Consider the following 16,177-nt stretch of genomic DNA (forward strand, 5'->3'; position numbering starts at 1 on the left):
ATGGACGTCTCGATCCGGGTGGTCGACGGGGAGCCGGACCTGGCGCTGGCGCGCCGCGTCCGGCACGAGGTGTTCGTGGTCGAGCAGCAGGTGCCCGCGGAGCTGGAGTACGACGAGTACGACGCGACCTCCGCGCACCTGCTGGCCGTCGGCCCGGACGGGGCGGCGCTCGGCACCGCCCGGATGATCTCCGGCGCGCAGGCGCTGGGGATCACCGGCGGGGTGGAGGGCCGGGTGCTGCTGGGGCGGCTGGCCGTGGTCGGGTCCGCCCGGGGCACCGGGCTGGGCGCGCGACTGGTGCGCGCCGTCGAGGAGTTGGGCCGCGAGTGCGGGGCGCGCGAGGTGGAGCTGCACGCGCAGGTGCAGGCGCTCGGGTTCTACGAGCGGCTGGGGTACGTGGCGGAGGGGCCGGTGTACGACGACGCCGGGATTCCGCACCGGACCATGACGCGCGTGCTGTAGCGGCCCCGTCGGCCGCCCGTCCCGGGGCCGGTCCCGCTAGGGCCGGTCCTGCTCGGTCCGGTCCTGCTCGGTCCGGACCCGGGGCAGCGCCTCGGGGTGGTGGTCGCGCAGGTACGCCAGCAGGTGTTCGCGGGCGGCCAGGCGCAGGGCGGCGGTGGTGTCCGGGTCGCGGGCGGTCATGGCGGCGCGGACGACGATGGTGGACGGGGTGGTGTCGGTGACGGTGAGCGACCACTCCCGGCCGTCCCAGAGCTCGCTGCCGGCGAGGTGGCGCTCCAGTTCGGCGCGCAGCTCGTCGACGGGGGTGCGGTGGTCGAGGTGCAACAGCGCCCAGCCGAGCAGGCCCGGGTCGCGGCGGGTCCAGTTCTCGTACGGCCGGGCGACGAAGTAGGAGACCGGGACGACCAGGCGGCGGTAGTCCCACAGGCGCAGCACCAGGTAGGAGAGGGTGATCTCCTCGACGGTGCCCTGCTGGCCGTCCACGACCACGGTGTCGCCGATCCGGACGGTGTCGCTGAAGGCGATCTGCAGGCCGGCGAAGAAGTTGCCCAGGGCGGACTGGGCGGCGATGCCCGCGATGATGCCGATGACGCCGGCCGAGGCGAGCAGGCTGGTGCCGACGGTGCGCATGGTGTCGAAGGTGAGCAGGAGCGCGCCGACGGTGACCGTCCAGACCGCGGCGGAGCCGACCCGGCGGACCAGGCCGAGCTGGGTGCGCACCCGCCGGACCCGGGAGGCGTCCTCGGTGACCGTCTCGTAGCGGCTGAGGAACGCCTCCAGGACGGCGGCGAGCACCCGGACGGACAGCCAGCCGAGCGAGGCGATCAGCACCAGCAGGACACCGTGCCGTACCGCGGCGTCGTCGCTGTGCAGGACGCGGTGGACCGGCCGGGCGGCGAGCAGCAGGGCGGCGAGCAGCACCAGTTGGAGCGGGACGCGGCAGCGGCGCAGCAGGCCCCAGACCGGCGCGTCGGGGCGGCGGGCGGCCAGGCGCTGGAGGACCTGGTCGACCAGCCAGCCGGCGAACAGGGTGGCGAGGACGGCGGTGAGCAGGCTGGCGAGCGGCCAGAGCACGGGGCACCTCGGGTGGCGTCCGGTACGGGGAGTCCGGCACGGGGAAGTCCGGTATCAGGGGATTCGCACCTTATCGTGGGGCGCGGCGGGGTTCCGGCAGCCGGGCCGGGGCGGGTCGGGACGAGCGGGTGGGTGCCGGGTCGGGCTTGGTCGGGGCGCGTCGGCGGGCTGACGGTTTCCTTACCTGCCGCCCGGTTAGGATCACCTGCCATGGGCTTCGGTGGGGCGTGGCGAAGGTGGCTGACCCGGCGCAGGGCGGTGCTGGCCGGCGGAGTGGCGGCCGCGCTGCTGGTCGGCGGCGGGGCGGTCGCGGTGGCCGGGCAGCCGCAGCGGGTGCACCGGGAGGACCGGTTCCTGGAGCTGCCGGAGGTCGCGGGCAGCGCCGAGAGCGTCCGGATCGACACCTCCTTCTTCACCGCGGGCGGCTCCGGGCGGCGGCCGGCGGTGCTGCTGGCGCACGGCTTCGGCGGCTCGAAGGACGAACTGCGCGGGCGCGCCGAGGAGTTGGCCCGGCACGGGTACGCGGTGCTGACCTGGTCGGCGCGCGGGTTCGGGAAGTCGACCGGGCAGATCGGGCTGAACCAGCCGGAGCGCGAGGTCGCCGACGTCTCCCGGCTGGTGGACTGGTTGGCCCAGCGCCCCGAGGTGCAGCTCGACGGGCCGGGCGACCCGAAGGTCGGCGTGACCGGCGCCTCGTACGGCGGGGCGGTGTCGCTGCTGGCCGCCGGGTACGACAGCCGGATCGACGCGATCGCCCCGCAGATCACCTGGTTCGACCTGGCCGACGCGCTCTTCCCGCAGGCCGCGCAGGGGAGTTCGGCCGCCGACGGGGTGTTCAAGAAGCTCTGGGCCGGGATCTTCTTCACCACCGGCTCGTCGTCCGGGCTGGGGTCCGGGCCGGGTTCCGGCCTCGGCTCCGGCTCCGGTTCGGACCCGGGTTCCGGCTCCGGCTCCGGTTCCGGCGTTGAGGCGGGGGCGGCCGCTCCGGGGTCGGGCCCGGTGGGCTGCGGGCGGTTCCGGCCCGAGCTGTGCGCGATGTACAACCGGGTCGCCGCCGCCGGGCGGCCGGACGCGGACGCGGTGGCGCTGCTGGAGCACTCCAGCCCCGCCGCGGTGGCGGACCGGATCAAGGTCCCGACGCTGGTGGTCCAGGGCCAGCAGGACTCGCTCTTCCCGCTCGACCAGGGCGACCGGATCGCCCGGGCCGTGGCCGCGAACGGCGCGCCCGTCGCGGTGGACTGGTTCGGCGCGGGCCACGACGGCGGCCAGGAGACCAGCACCCGCGCGGACGCCCGGGTCACCGCCTGGTTCGACCACTACCTCAAGGGCGACGGCGCGGACACCGGCCCCGCCTTCCGGGTCACCCGCACCGGCGGCGTCGACTCGACCGGCTTCCAGGCGGTGCTGCGCGGCGCCGACGCCGACGCCTACCCCGGCCTGGGCGGCACCGCCCGGCGCGGCGTCGAACTGACCGGCCCGGAGCAGCGGATCGCCAACCCGCCCGGCGGCGCGCCGCCGAACATCTCCACCCTGCCGGGCATCGGTGCGCTGGCCCAGCTGTCCTCGGTCGGCGCGGGCCTGTCGATCGACTTCCCCGGCCAGTTCGCCTCCTTCGACTCGGCCCCGCTGACCGGCGCCCTGCACCTGACCGGCGCCCCGTCGGTGTCGGTGCGGGTGCGCGCCGACGCCCCCGAGGCGGTGCTGTTCGCCAAGCTGTACGACGTCGCCCCCGACGGCAAGCAGAGCCTGCCGCAGCAGCTCGTCGCCCCGCTGCGGGTGACCGGCGCGGACGCCGACGGCGGGCGGACGGTCCAGGTCGCGCTCCCCGCCGTCGACCACGAGTTCCCGGCCGGGCACCGGCTGCGGCTGGTGCTGGCCGCCACCGACCTGGCGTACGCCTCGCCCGCCCCGGCCGCCACGTACACCGTCGCCGCGGCCGGGCCGCTGAGCGTGCCGACCGTGCCCGGGCTGCGCACCGAGTCGGCGCCGCTGCCCGCCCGCACCTGGGTGCTGCCGCTGGTCGCGCTGGCGGTCGGCGCGCTGCTGGTCCTCGCCCGGCGGCGCCGGGACACCACCCCCGCGCCCGACCCGGAACTCGCCGGCGTGCCGCTGCAGATCACCGGCCTGACGAAGAAGTACCGGGGCGCCACCGACCGGTACGCGGTGCGGGACCTCTCCTTCCGGGTGGAGACCGGGCAGGTGCTCGGCCTGCTCGGCCCCAACGGCGCGGGCAAGACCACCACGCTGCGGATGCTGATGGGCCTGATCCGCCCCGACGCGGGCGAGATCCGGGTCTTCGGCCACGCGATCCGGCCGGGCGCGCCGGTGCTCTCCCGGGTCGGCGCGTTCGTCGAGGGCGCGGGCTTCCTACCGCACCTCTCCGGCCGGGCCAACCTGGAGTCGTACTGGGCGGCCACCGGACGCCCCGTCGAGGACGCGCACTTCGCCGAGGCGCTGGAGATCGCCGGCCTCGGCGAGGCCCTGGAACGCGCCGTGCGCACCTACTCGCAGGGCATGCGCCAGCGCCTGGCGATCGCCCAGGCCATGCTCGGCCTGCCCGACCTGCTGATCCTGGACGAACCCACCAACGGGCTCGACCCGCCGCAGATCCGCGAGATGCGCGAGGTGATGGTCCGGTACGCCGCCGCCGGGCGCACCGTCATCGTCTCCAGCCACCTGCTCGCCGAGGTCGAGCAGTCCTGCACCCACCTGGTGGTGATGGAGCGCGGACGGCTGGTGGTCGCCGGACCGACCACCGAGATCACCGGCGCGGGCGAACAGCTGCTGGTCTCCGTCGAGGACGGCTTCGACGGGACCGCCGCGGTCGCCGAGAAGCTGGCCGAGCTGGCCGGCGTCGGCGCCGCGGAGGCGGTGGACGGCGGGCTGCTGGTCCGGCTGGACGGCCTGCCCGCGAGCCGGCTGACCGCCGAACTGGTGCGGCTGGGCGTGCCGGTGACCGGCATCGGGCCGCAGCGACGGCTGGAGGACGCCTTCCTGTCCCTGATCCGAGGAGCGGCATGAGCGGGACCACGAGCAGGGCGGGCGGAACGGGCGGGACCACGAACGGAACCGCGCGTGGGACCGCGAGCGGGACCGCGATCGGAGGGGTGGCATGAGCGGCACCGTGCTCGGTCCCGGCGTCGAACGGAACACCGCCGCGCCCGGCTACCGGCCCGGCCGGACGCTGCCGCTGCGGGTCGAGGCGATGCGCCAACTGCGCCGCCGCCGGACCCTGGTGGTCGGTGGGGTGCTGGCCGCGCTGCCGTTCGTCGTGCTGGCGGCGTTCCAGATCGGCGGCACGCCCGGGCGGGAGAACCGCACCACGTTCATCGAGCTGGCCACCGCGTCCGGGGCGAACTTCGCCGCCACGCTGCTGTTCATGGGCACCGGATTCCTGCTGGTCATCCCGGTCGCGCTGTTCGCGGGCGACACGGTGGCCTCCGAGGCCAGCTGGTCCTCGCTGCGCTACCTGCTGGCCGCGCCGGTGCCCCGCGCCCGGCTGCTGGTGCGCAAGTTCACCGTGGCGATGGTGTTCTCGGCCGCCGCGGTGCTGCTGCTGCCCGCCGTCGGCCTGGTGGTCGGCACCGCCGCGTACGGCTGGGGCGACCTCAGGCTCCCCACCGGGGCGACGCTCTCCGCCGCCGAGGCGCTGCCCCGGCTGGCGATCGCCGTGCTGTACGTGTTCCTGGCCGAGATCGTGGTCGGCGCACTGGCGTTCTGGCTCTCCACGGCGACGGACGCCCCGCTCGGCGCGGTCGGCGGCGCGGTCTTCGCCTCCATCATCACCGGCGTGCTGGACGCCGTCACCGCGCTCGGCTCGCTGCGCGAGTGGCTGCCCGCGCACTGGCAGTACGCCTGGGCGGACGCGTTGCAACCGCAGTTGGAGTGGGGCGGCATGGTGCAGGGCGTGGTGCTGTCGCTGTCGTACGCGGTGGTGCTGCTGGCGCTGGCGTTCCGCGGGTTCGCGGCGAAGGACGTGGTGTCCTGAGAGCCGCGGGAAGGGGCGGGGGCGGGGCGGGGGTGCGCCGGACGCCGCCGGTCAGCGGGCGCCGTCGCGGACCAGGAGCAGGTCGAGGCCGAGGGCGTGGGCCCGGGAGGCCCAGACGGGCAGGTGCTCGGTGAGGAACCAGGCGGCCTCCTCCAGGTCGTCCTCGTCCAGCGCCTCGACGTCCTGCTCGTGGATCGACTCCGAGGCCAGCAGGGAGAGTTCGGCGAGCAGGTCGGCGGTGTCGGTGCGGGCCGCGAGGGTCGGGTACGGCCACGGCCAGTCGTAGGCGGCGTCGGCCGGGAACGGCCACGGACGGGACCAGAGCGCGGCCAGGGCGGGCAGTTCGAGCGCGGTGAAGACCTCCGTCAGCTCGTCCCAGTGTCGCCCCGGGACGGAGACCGCGCCCAGCGGCGTGCCGAACGCGCCCGCCAGGGCGGGCAGCAGGGCGGTGTAGCGGGAGTCCGCGTCGGCGCGCAGCCGACCGGAGAGCAGCTCGGTGAGCGCGACGGAGGGCGGCACGCCGGGCAGTACGCGCTCGCCCGAGCCGGGGAGGCGGTGCAGGACGGCGGCGTCCACCGCGAAGGCGGAGAAGTACTGTTCGGCCATGCCCCGCATTCTGCCCCGGCCGGGCGACAACTCCGTTGGCGGGTAGCGGGGTTGGACGGCAGACCGGTCGGGGGACGGTGTGCCGGGCGGGCGGTGCGGGCGCGAAGTGGGTGCGGTGCGGGCGTGGAGCGGGTGGGCGGCGGGTGACTGGCGGCCGGGGCGCGGGGCGGGGTCAGGAGAAGCGGAAGAGCTGGGTCCTGGCGCCGGGCGTGCAGGTGCCGACGTTCAGGGCGTTGCCGCTGCCGCTGTCGGTCAGGCAGCTCTGGACGCCGTAGCCGAACTTCAGCTGGAAGGTGCCGGAACCGGCGTCGGCGAGCGTCCAGTAGGCGATGTCGCCGTAGGAGCCGGACCCGGCGAGTTCGGTGGTGTTGGGGCTGCCCGCGTAGGGGGCGCCGAGGCTGGTGCCGCTGCCGGCCGAGCAGGCGGTGAAGACCGTCACGCCGTTGCTGGTGCTCATGACCCAGCCGTAGGAGGTGTGGCCGCCGGACACCACCGGGACGCCCACGCTGACGGCGTCGGCGCCGAGACCGACGGAGCGGCCGCTGCCGACGTTCACCAGGTGGCCCCAGCCGCTGCCGCCGCAGCCCTTGGCCGGGCCCGAGGAGGAGGCGGGCGGGGTGGTGGCGGCGGGGGTGGTCGGCTTGGGCTGGTTCGGGGTGCTGCCGGAACCGGAGCCGGAGCCGCTTCCTGAGCCATTTCCTGAGCCTGAGCCGCTGCCCGTGCCCGGGTTGCTGCCGCCGCCCGAGCCGTTCGCGGTGCCGCCGGAGTTGCCGCCGTTGCCGGAACCGCCGCCGCTGCCGCCGCCGTTGGCGGTGCCCGGGTTGCGGCCGGTGTCGGCGCCGGGGGCGGTGCCCGGCGGGACGGGGTTGCCCGCCGGGTCGGCGGCCGGGGCGGAGGCGGGCGGGGTGGGGTCGGCCTGGGCGGTGCCGGAGGCGGCGGCGGACGGGGCGGCGCCGTCGGCGGAGCCGGTGGCCGGGCCGCCGGGGCCCGGCGCGGAGCCGGACGCGACCTGCTGCTCCTGCTTCTGCTGCCAGGGCAGCAGGTCGAGCTGCTGGGCCGTCACGCCGCCGCCGGTGACCAGCACCACCGGCAGGATCAGGGTGGCCAGCCGGCGGCGCGCGGCCCGCCCGTCCCCGGCCGCGGCCGCGGCGGGGGCGGTGGGCGCGAGGGCCGCGACGGGGGCGGGTGCGGGGACTGGGACGGGTGCGGGTGCGGGTGCGGGGACGAGCGGCGGGGTCTCGACGGGTTCGGGCGGGCCGAGCACCGCGCCGAGCCCGGTCGGGGTGGACATCGCCTGCCGGGCGGCGAGCGCCATCGCCGCCGCGTCCGGGTAGCGCTCCTCCGGCTGCTTGGCGAGCGCCCTGGTGACCACCGCCCGGACCGGCGCGGGCACCTCCGCGGGCAGGTCGGGCAGCGGCTCGCGGACGTGCTTGAGCACCACTTCGAGCGGCGTTCCGCCAGTGAACGGCACGGCGCCGGACAGCAGTTCGTACAGCACCACGCCGACCGAGTACAGGTCGGAGGCGGCCGAGGCGTCCTTGCCCTCGGCGCGTTCCGGGGCCATGTACAGGGCGGTGCCGATCACCGCGTGGGCGGTGGTGATCCGGGTGTCGGCGAGGGTGCGGGCGATGCCGAAGTCGGTGACGGTGATCCGCCCGTCCCGGTCGATCATCAGGTTGGACGGCTTGATGTCCCGGTGCACGATGCCCTGCCGGTGCGCGGCGTGCAGCGCGTCCAGCACCTGGGCGGCGACGTCCAGCGCCCGGTCGGGCGGGAACGCGGTGCGGCCGCGGGCCTTGTCGAGCGGCCTGCCGGTGAGCAGCTCCATCACGATGTACGCGGTCCGCGCGCCGGGCTCGCCGTCGTCCTCGCCGTAGTCGTGGATGTGCACCACGCCGCGGTGGTTCATCGCGGCCAGCACCGTTGCCTCGCGGCGGAACCGGGCGGCGAAGACCTCGTCCTCCATCAGCGCCGGGAGCACGATCTTCACCGCGACCTGTCGGCCCAGCACCTGGTCCTCGGCCCGCCAGACCTCGCCCATGGCGCCGCTGCCCAGCCGTTCGGAGAGGGCGTAGCGGCCCCCGAGCACGGTCCCCCGACCCCACATGTCCCGCAGTCCCCCGAGCATGTTGTATGCCTTGTCAGTAACGATTCTGACCGCTCGGACGCGCGCTGGGAAGCCGGTACCGCCCCCCGTCCCGCCCGACCGCGGCGACTCTACACCTGGGGTGCGGAGCAACTGCCGGTCGGGCGGGGCGAGGTGAGGCGGGGTCAGGCCGCGGGGGAGCGGTCAGCGGCGCAGGCGGGCGTCGGCGGCCAGGGAGTCGACCAGGGACTCGACGCTCGCGGGCGGGAGGCCGCGGGAGACGAACCAGGCGCCGACGTTCCGTACGTCCCGCTCCAGGAAGGAGAGGCCGCGCGGGTTGGCCACCACGTCGACGATCTGCGGGACGTCGATGATCACCAGGCGGCCGCGGTGCACCAGGATGTTGTAGGCCGAGAGGTCTCCGTGGGCGTAGCCGTCGTAGGCCAGCAGCGCGAGGCTGCGGCCCAGTTGGCCCCAGAGGTCCTCGATGTCGGCCTCCTCGGCGCGCAGTTGGGCCAGCCGGGGCGCGGCCGTGCCGTCCTCGTCGCCGACGAACTCCATCAGGATCTCGGTGCCGGTGATCTGCACCGGGTAGGGCACGGCGACGCCGGCCGACCAGAGGCGGCACAGCGCGCCGAACTCGGCCGCCGCCCACTGGCCGGCGATCGCCTCCTTGCCGAAGGCGGTGCGCTTGGCCATCGCCCGGCTGACCCGGGTCTCCTTGTGCTGGCGGCCCTCCAGGTAGCCGGAGTCGCGGTGGAACATCCGGTGCTGGGCGTCCCGGTACCGCTTGGCGGCCATCAGGGTGCGGCGGCCGGTGCCGGGGACGGCGCGCTCCAGCAGGAACACGTCGGCCTCCTTGCCGGTCTTCACGATGCCCAACTCGGTGTCGACGGCCGCGAGTTCGGTGACGACCCAGTCGGGGCGCGGCTCGGGGCCCTTCTCGGTCGGGGTGGACTGGTCCCAGGTGGACCAGCGGTCGCCGACGGCCGGGCCGTCGGCGACGGGGGCGGAGGACTCCCGCCCGGCGTCGGTGGACGCCCCGTCGGCGGTGTCGTGCTCGTCGTCGGCGGCCGGGGAGGAGGCGAAGTAGTCGTACTCGGGCGGGGAGTCGTCGAAGCGGTCGGCCCGGCGGCCGCGACGGGAAGCGCCCTTGGGGCGGATGCGGGAGAAGGAATCGCTGTCGGCAAAGCGCTCGCGCACTGCGGTGGCTCCTGGTGGGGTGGCCCACCGGGGCGCGGAGTGCCGCGCGGTCAGCCGGTGGGACGAAGACGGGGGGAGGCGGATGGCGCGCACACGAAGGCGCGCCGCGTCACGGCGGCAACCATCGGTCTGCACCCCCTCTCGTCGGGCCCGCGAGCGCACGGCGGCGCGGCGGGACGGTGACCACCCTAGCGAGAGCCGGGCGCGACGCAAGGGGTTTTCCGGCGGGGCGGGCGGGCGCCGGCGGAGTGCGTGGCCGGGCGTGCGGTTCCCCGCGCCCCCGGGGGAGAGGGGTTTCCTGGACGCTCGGCGCGGTGGGCGGGAAAATTCCCTATCTGGCTGTAACGTGAGGAGGGATAGGGAAGGATGGGGAATGAACAATTTCTATTCGGTCGAGGACGTGGCCGAGCTGCTCGGGCTGCACGTGAAGACCGTGCGGGGGTACGTGCGCGACGGGAAGCTCAAGGCGGTGCGGATCGGGAAGCAGTACCGGATCGCCCGCGCGGAGGTGGAGGCGTTCACCGGGGGCGGGGTGGCGCTGAAACCGGCCCGGGTGGACGTCTCGGCGGTGGTGCAGGTGGAGGGGGTGGGCGCGCGGGACGCCGACCGGCTGGTGACGGGGGTGCTGGCGGCGGCGAACGCGTGGTCCGGCGGGCCGCGGCCGCTGTGGGTGCAGGCGGTGCGGGAGGAGGAGCGGAGCGCGCTGCGCTTCGTGGTGATGGGGCCGCCGCGGCGGGTGGCGGACGTGCTGGCGCTGGTCGACGACCTGACGGGAGAGGTGCGGTGACGGACGTTCGGGAACTGGGCGGGGCGCGGGTGCTGGTGGTCGCGGCCGAGGGGGAGGCGGTGGCGGGGGAGCGCGCGGCGCTGGACCTGCTGGGTGACGCGTACCACCGGGAGGCGTCCTGGGTGGCGCTGCCGGTGGAGCGGCTGGGGGCGGAGTTCTTCCGGCTGCGCAGCGGGGTCGCGGGGGCGGTGGTGCAGAAGTTCGCGCAGTACCGGACGGGCCTGGCGGTGGTGGGGGACGTCGCGGCGCGGGTGGCGGAGTCGGACGCGCTGCGCGACTTCGTCCGGGAGAGCAACCGCGGTCGGCAGCTGTGGTTCGTCGGGGACCTGCCGGAGCTGGCCGGGCGGCTGGCGGACCGGGGGGCCGTCCGGGGCGGTTGAACGTGCAGACGGGGTCTTCCGGTGACAGGTGACATGCGCAATTGTACATGTCACCTGGCCGTCGGGGCACCTCGACGGCCTCCGACCCCCGGCCGCGGCGCCCCCACCGCCCCCGAGTGCACCGGCCCCGACACCCGGCAGCTCGACCGGGGCTGCGGCCGCTCCGGCGTCGCCGCCACCGCAGGCAACTACGCCTACTTCTACCTGTACGTCCCGGCCGGCACCACCGGCCTGACCATCACCGCCGCCGGCGGCACCGGCAACGCCGACCTCTACTACAGCGGCAGCGACTGGGCCACCACCGGCTCCTCCACCGCCAGGTCCACCGGCGGCGGCAACGCCGAGACCCTCACCGTCAGCAACCCGCATGCCGGCTACCACTACGTCAGCCTCTACGGGCAGCAGTCCTTCGGCGGGGTCTCCGTCAGCACCTCGTACTGACCGCCCCCGCGCCGAACGGCCCGGCCCGCCCCCCGGTGGGCCGGGCCCCCGCGCGCCCCGGGATGGGCGATCATGGAGGGTCCGCACCAGCGCACCACCCGCAGCACCGAGGAGCCCGACCCGTGGCCGAGATCGTCCTGTTCCACTCCGCGTACGGCCTGCGCCCCGCCGTCACCGAGGCCGCCGGGCGGCTGCGCGCCGCCGGGCACACCGTGCACACCCCCGACCTGTACGAGGGGCGGGTCTTCGAGGAGCTGGAGGAGGGCATGGCGTACCGGGACGAGGTGGGCAACGACGAGCTGCTGCGGCGGGCGGTGGGGGCGGTGGCCCCGCTGCTGCCGGTGGCGGGCGGGCTGGTGTACGCCGGGTTCTCGCTCGGCGGGTCGCTGGCGCAGAACCTGGCGCTGGCCGACGAGCAGGCCCGCGGGCTGCTGCTCCTGCACGGCACCTCCGACCTGCGGGAGGACGCCGCCACCAGCATCCCGGTGCAGCTGCACGTCGCCGAGCCGGACGCGTTCGAGTCCGAGGACTGGCTGAACACCTGGTACCTGCTGATGACCCGGGCCGGGGCCGACGTCGAGGTGCACCGCTACCGGGGGGCCGGGCACCTGTACACCGACGCCGGGCTGCCCGACCACGACGCCGAGGCGGCCGAGCGGACCTGGGCGGCCGCCCTGGCGTTCCTGGCCGAGCTGGACGGCGAGGACGGCGAGGGCTGAGGCCGGGCGGCCGACCCGGCCCGGCCCCCGGTCAGGACACCGGCGGGACGGGCGGCGGCGGGGGGTAGGCGTACGCGGCGCCGTGGCCGTCGGCGGGCGGCCGGAGCGGCGGGGCGGCCGGGGGCGCGGGCGGCGGGGCGCCCCACGGGCCGGGTACGGGCGCGGGCCCGGGCACCGGCCCGGGGCCGTAGGGCGGCGGCCGGTAGCCGGGCGGGCCGGGCGGCGGGAACAGCGCGGGCGGGGCGGCCGGGACGGCGGGGGCGCGGGTGGCGGCGACGACGACCGCGGTGGCCGCCGCGACCAGCACGGTCACCACCAGGGTGCAGGTCAGCAGCAGGTTCCCGACCGGCCGGTAGGCGAACTCGCGCGACAGCCGGTCCCCGCCGAACAGGTTCACCAGCTGGGACAGCGCCGCGTACCCGTTCACCGCGCCGAGCAGCACGGCCGCGCCGCGCACCCAGCGCCCGCCGGCGAACGCGCCGCACATCAGCACCGCCGTCGCCAGCAGCGAGGCGATGTCCGCCCCGGCGAAGCCCACCGGCCCGGGCACCGGGTGCGCGTACGAGAGGCCGAGCGCGTCGGGCAGGTAGGAGAGGCCGCCGCGGACCAGGCAGGAGCCCAGCACGGCGCCCTGGACGAGGACCTGGAGCAGCATCAGCACGCCGATCCCGGGCAGCCCGCCCCCGCCCGGCCGGGGCGGGACCTGGGGTGGTGGGGCGTAGGCCATGACGGGTTCCCTCCCGATGCGCGTGTGGTGGATCGGAGGGTAGCGGAGGGGATTAGACTCGGGGGCGCGATCCCGGAAGCCGTGGTCCGAGCCCTGGTGGTGGCTCGGGCCGCACGTGTTTCAGCCCTCTCCCAGGACCCCGGAGGCCCCGCCTTGAGCGACCAGCCGTACGCGCACCTGCACGTCCACACCGAGTACTCGATGCTGGACGGCGCCGCCCGGCTGAAGCAGTTGTTCAAGGAGGTCGAACGGCTCGGGCAGACCCACGTCGCGATGACCGACCACGGCAACATGTACGGCGCCGCCGAGTTCCACAAGCAGGCCACCGCGGCCGGCATCACCCCGGTGATCGGCATCGAGGCGTACGTCGCCCCGGACTCCCGGTCCAACACCAAGCGCGTCCTGTGGGGCCAGCCGCACCAGAAGAAGGACGACGTCTCGGCGTCCGGCGCGTACACCCACAAGACCATCTGGGCCCGGAACAAGGAGGGCCTGCACAACCTCTTCAAGCTGACCTCGCGCTCCTACGCGGAGGGCTGGCTGGTGAAGTGGCCCCGGATGGACAAGGAGATCATCGCCGAGCACGCGGCGGGCCTGATGGCCACCACCGGCTGCCCCTCCGGCGAGGTGCAGACCCGGCTCCGGCTGGGCCAGTTCGACGAGGCGGTCCGCTCGGCGGCCGAGTACCAGGACATCTTCGGCAGGGAAAACTACTTCCTGGAGCTGATGGACCACGGCCTGGACATCGAGAAGCGGGTCCGCGACGGCCTGGTCGAGATCAGCCGGAAGCTGAACATCCCGCCGGTGGTCACCAACGACTCGCACTACACCACCGAGGGCGACGCGGGCGCCCACGACCTGCTGCTGTGCGTGCAGACCGGCAAGAACCTCTCCGACCCGGACCGCTTCCGGTTCGACGGCACCGGCTACTACATCAAGTCGGCCGCCGAGATGTACGCCCTGGACTCCTCGGACGCCTGGCAGGAGGGCTGCCGCAACAGCCAGCTGCTGGTCGCCCAGCGGGTCGACACCGCCGGCATGTTCGAGTTCAAGAACCTGATGCCGCGCTTCCCGATCCCGGAGGGCTTCGAGTCCGAGGCGGACTTCTTCAAGTCCAAGGTCTGGGAGGGCATGGACTGGCGCTTCCCGGGCGGCTACGACGAGGAGCACAAGAAGCTCGCCGAGTACGAGATGGACACCATCATCCAGATGGGGTTCCCGGCGTACTTCCTCGTGGTCGCCGACTTCATCATGTGGGCCAAGAGCCAGGGCATCGCGGTCGGCCCCGGCCGAGGCTCCGCGGCCGGCTCGCTGGTCGCCTACGCGATGGGCATCACCGACCTCGACCCGATCCCGCACGGCCTGATCTTCGAGCGCTTCCTCAACCCCGAGCGCATCTCGATGCCCGACGTCGACATCGACTTCGACGAGCGCCGGCGCGGCGACGTGATCCGCTACGTGACCGAGAAGTGGGGCGCCGACAAGGTCGCCATGATCGTCACGTACGGCACCATCAAGGCGAAGGCCGCCATCAAGGACTCCTCCCGGGTCCTGGGCTACCCGTACGCGATGGGCGACCGGATCACCAAGGCGATGCCGCCGGACGTGATGGGCAAGGGCATCCCGCTGTCCGGCATCACCGACTCCTCGCACCCCCGCTACGGCGAGGCGGGCGAGATCCGCAGCCTGTACGAGAACGACCCCGACGTCCGCAAGGTGATCGACACCGCCCGCGGCATCGAGGGCCTGATCCGCCAGCCCGGCGTGCACGCGGCCGGCGTGATCATGTCCGCCGAGCCGCTGACCGACCACATCCCGGTCTGGACCCGGCACACCGACGGCGTCACCATCACCCAGTTCGACTACCCCACCTGCGAGGGCCTCGGCCTTCTCAAGATGGACTTCCTCGGACTGCGCAACCTGACGATCATGGACGACGCCGTCAAGGCGATCGAGAAGAACAAGGGCGTCACGATCGAGCTGCTCCAGCTCCCGCTGGACGACAAGCCCGCCTACGAACTGCTCGCCCGCGGCGACACGCTCGGCGTCTTCCAGCTCGACGGCGGCCCGATGCGCTCGCTGCTGCGCCTGATGAAGCCCGACAACTTCGAGGACATCTCCGCCGTCCTGGCGCTCTACCGGCCGGGCCCGATGGGCGTCAACTCGCACACCAACTACGCGCTGCGCAAGAACGGCCAGCAGGAGATCACCCCGATCCACCCGGAGCTGGAGGAGCCGCTCAAGGAGATCCTGGAGCCCACCTACGGCCTGATCGTCTACCAGGAGCAGGTGCAGAAGGCCGCGCAGATCCTGGCCGGCTACTCGCTCGGCCAGGCCGACCTGCTGCGCCGCGCGATGGGCAAGAAGAAGAAGGAGATCCTGGAGGCCGAGTTCGTCCCGTTCCAGAGGGGCTGCCGGGAGCACGGCTACTCGGACGCGGCGATCCAGGCGGTCTGGGACGTGCTGGTGCCGTTCTCCGGCTACGCCTTCAACAAGGCGCACACCGCCGGCTACGGGCTGGTCTCGTACTGGACGGCGTACCTGAAGGCCAACTACCCGGCCGAGTACATGTCGGCGCTGCTGACCTCGGTCAAGGACGACAAGGACAAGTCGGCGGTCTACCTCAACGAGTGCCGCAAGATGGGCATCCAGGTGCTGCCGCCGGACGTCAACGAGTCCGACGCCGACTTCACCCCGCACGGCAGCGAGACCGTCCGGTTCGGCCTGACCGCGATCCGCAACGTCGGCGGGCCGGTGGTGGAGTCGATGATCCGCACCCGCAAGGCCAAGGGGAAGTACGCCTCGTTCCCGGACTTCCTGGAGAAGGTCGAGTCGGTGGTGTGCAACAAGCGCACCGTCGAATCGCTGATCAAGGCCGGGTCGTTCGACTCGCTCGGGCACACCCGCAAGGGCCTGACCGCCCAGTTCGAGCCGATGATCGACAACGTGGTCGGGATCAAGCGCAAGGAGGCCGAGGGCCAGTTCGACCTGTTCGGCGGCGACAGCGTCTCGGACGAGCCGTCCTTCGGGCTGGACGTGGTGTTCTCCGAGGAGGAGTGGGACAAGTCGTTCCTGCTCACCCAGGAGCGCGAGATGCTCGGCCTGTACGTCTCCTCGCACCCGCTGAACGGCATCGAGCACGTGCTGGCCGACAAGGCCGACTGCGCGGTCGCCGACCTGGCCGAGCGCCCCGACGGGACGATCGTCACCATCGGCGGCATCATCTCGGGCCTCCAGCGCAAGATGACCAAGCAGGGCAACGCCTGGGCGATCGCCACCGTCGAGGACCTGGCCGGCTCGATCGACTGCATGTTCTTCCCGGCCAGCTACCAGCTGGTCTCCTCGCAACTGGTCGAGGACGCCGTGGTGTTCGTCCGCGGCAAGCTCGACAAGCGGGAGGACGTGCCGCGGCTGATGGGCATGGAGCTGGCGGTGCCCGACCTGAGCAACGTCGGGGCGCAGCTGCCGATCGTGATCACCGTGCCGGAGAACAAGCTGACCCCGCCGATCGTCTCCCGGCTCGGCGAGGTGCTGGGCAGCCACCGGGGCAGCACCGAGGTGCACGTCCACCTGCGCGGCCGGAGCAGGACGGTGGTGCTGCGCCTCGACCGGCACCGGGTGAAGTCCGACCCGGCGCTGTTCGGCGACCTCAAGCAGCTGCTCGGGCCGAGCTGCCTGGCCAGCTGACGGCGGTGCGCACGGAC

Annotated in this window: 13 protein-coding genes; 8 read left to right on the top strand and 5 right to left on the bottom strand. The window is 74.2% G+C overall.

Annotation, left to right across the window (positions count from 1 at the left end; genetic code table 11):
• Positions 1-462, top strand: a complete 462-nt coding sequence (locus tag K353_RS09635; RefSeq protein ID WP_233533472.1) for a GNAT family N-acetyltransferase — start codon at positions 1-3, stop codon at positions 460-462.
• A 36-nt stretch (positions 463-498) separates the two neighbouring features.
• Here the strand turns inward: K353_RS09635 and K353_RS09640 are convergent, their stop codons facing one another.
• Positions 499-1,536: a mechanosensitive ion channel family protein gene (locus K353_RS09640; RefSeq protein WP_111553154.1), complete on the bottom strand. Its 1,038-nt coding sequence runs from the start codon at positions 1,534-1,536 to the stop codon at positions 499-501.
• A gap of 210 nt (positions 1,537-1,746) precedes the next feature.
• Here K353_RS09640 and K353_RS09645 point away from each other — a divergent pair, with 210 nt between their 5' ends.
• Positions 1,747-4,557, top strand: a complete 2,811-nt coding sequence (locus K353_RS09645; protein ID WP_111553155.1) for an alpha/beta fold hydrolase — start codon at positions 1,747-1,749, stop codon at positions 4,555-4,557.
• Between the two features lie 91 nt (positions 4,558-4,648).
• Positions 4,649-5,524, top strand: coding sequence for an ABC transporter permease (locus tag K353_RS09650; protein WP_111553156.1), 876 nt, complete (start codon positions 4,649-4,651; stop codon positions 5,522-5,524).
• Positions 5,525-5,575: 51 nt separating this feature from the next.
• Here the strand turns inward: K353_RS09650 and K353_RS09655 are convergent, their stop codons facing one another.
• From K353_RS09655 to K353_RS09665, 3 genes are all read right to left on the bottom strand, one after another.
• Positions 5,576-6,130, bottom strand: a complete 555-nt coding sequence (locus K353_RS09655; protein ID WP_111553157.1) for a hypothetical protein — start codon at positions 6,128-6,130, stop codon at positions 5,576-5,578.
• 172 nt (positions 6,131-6,302) lie between these two features.
• Complete coding sequence (locus tag K353_RS36825) at positions 6,303-8,237, bottom strand: serine/threonine-protein kinase (RefSeq protein ID WP_158585379.1); 1,935 nt, start codon at positions 8,235-8,237, stop codon at positions 6,303-6,305.
• A 183-nt stretch (positions 8,238-8,420) separates the two neighbouring features.
• A complete protein-coding gene (locus K353_RS09665) occupies positions 8,421-9,419 on the bottom strand; it encodes a serine protein kinase RIO (protein WP_199528048.1) in 999 nt (332 codons plus the stop codon).
• A 373-nt stretch (positions 9,420-9,792) separates the two neighbouring features.
• Between K353_RS09665 and K353_RS09670 the strand changes: the two genes are divergently transcribed.
• The 4 genes from K353_RS09670 (at position 9,793) to K353_RS09685 (ending at position 11,746) form a co-directional block, all read left to right on the top strand.
• Positions 9,793-10,206, top strand: a complete 414-nt coding sequence (locus K353_RS09670) for a helix-turn-helix domain-containing protein (protein WP_111553159.1) — start codon at positions 9,793-9,795, stop codon at positions 10,204-10,206.
• A complete protein-coding gene (locus tag K353_RS09675) occupies positions 10,203-10,586 on the top strand; it encodes a DUF4180 domain-containing protein (RefSeq protein ID WP_111553160.1) in 384 nt (127 codons plus the stop codon). The genes K353_RS09670 and K353_RS09675 overlap by 4 nt, the downstream gene beginning before the upstream one ends.
• Before the next feature lie 33 nt (positions 10,587-10,619).
• On the top strand, positions 10,620-11,027 hold the full coding sequence (locus K353_RS09680) for a PPC domain-containing protein (RefSeq protein WP_111553161.1): 408 nt from the start codon (positions 10,620-10,622) through the stop codon (positions 11,025-11,027).
• Positions 11,028-11,149: 122 nt separating this feature from the next.
• On the top strand, positions 11,150-11,746 hold the full coding sequence (locus tag K353_RS09685) for a dienelactone hydrolase family protein (RefSeq protein WP_111553162.1): 597 nt from the start codon (positions 11,150-11,152) through the stop codon (positions 11,744-11,746).
• 31 nt (positions 11,747-11,777) lie between these two features.
• Here K353_RS09685 and K353_RS36830 read toward each other — a convergent pair whose 3' ends face one another.
• Positions 11,778-12,473, bottom strand: a complete 696-nt coding sequence (locus K353_RS36830; protein WP_111553163.1) for a hypothetical protein — start codon at positions 12,471-12,473, stop codon at positions 11,778-11,780.
• A 153-nt stretch (positions 12,474-12,626) separates the two neighbouring features.
• Here K353_RS36830 and dnaE point away from each other — a divergent pair, with 153 nt between their 5' ends.
• Positions 12,627-16,160, top strand: coding sequence for a DNA polymerase III subunit alpha (gene dnaE / locus K353_RS09695; RefSeq protein ID WP_111553164.1), 3,534 nt, complete (start codon positions 12,627-12,629; stop codon positions 16,158-16,160).
• The last annotated feature ends 17 nt before the right edge of the window (positions 16,161-16,177 follow it).

This window comes from Kitasatospora sp. SolWspMP-SS2h (assembly GCF_003259315.1).
Classification (GTDB): Bacteria; Actinomycetota; Actinomycetes; order Streptomycetales; family Streptomycetaceae; genus Kitasatospora; species Kitasatospora fiedleri.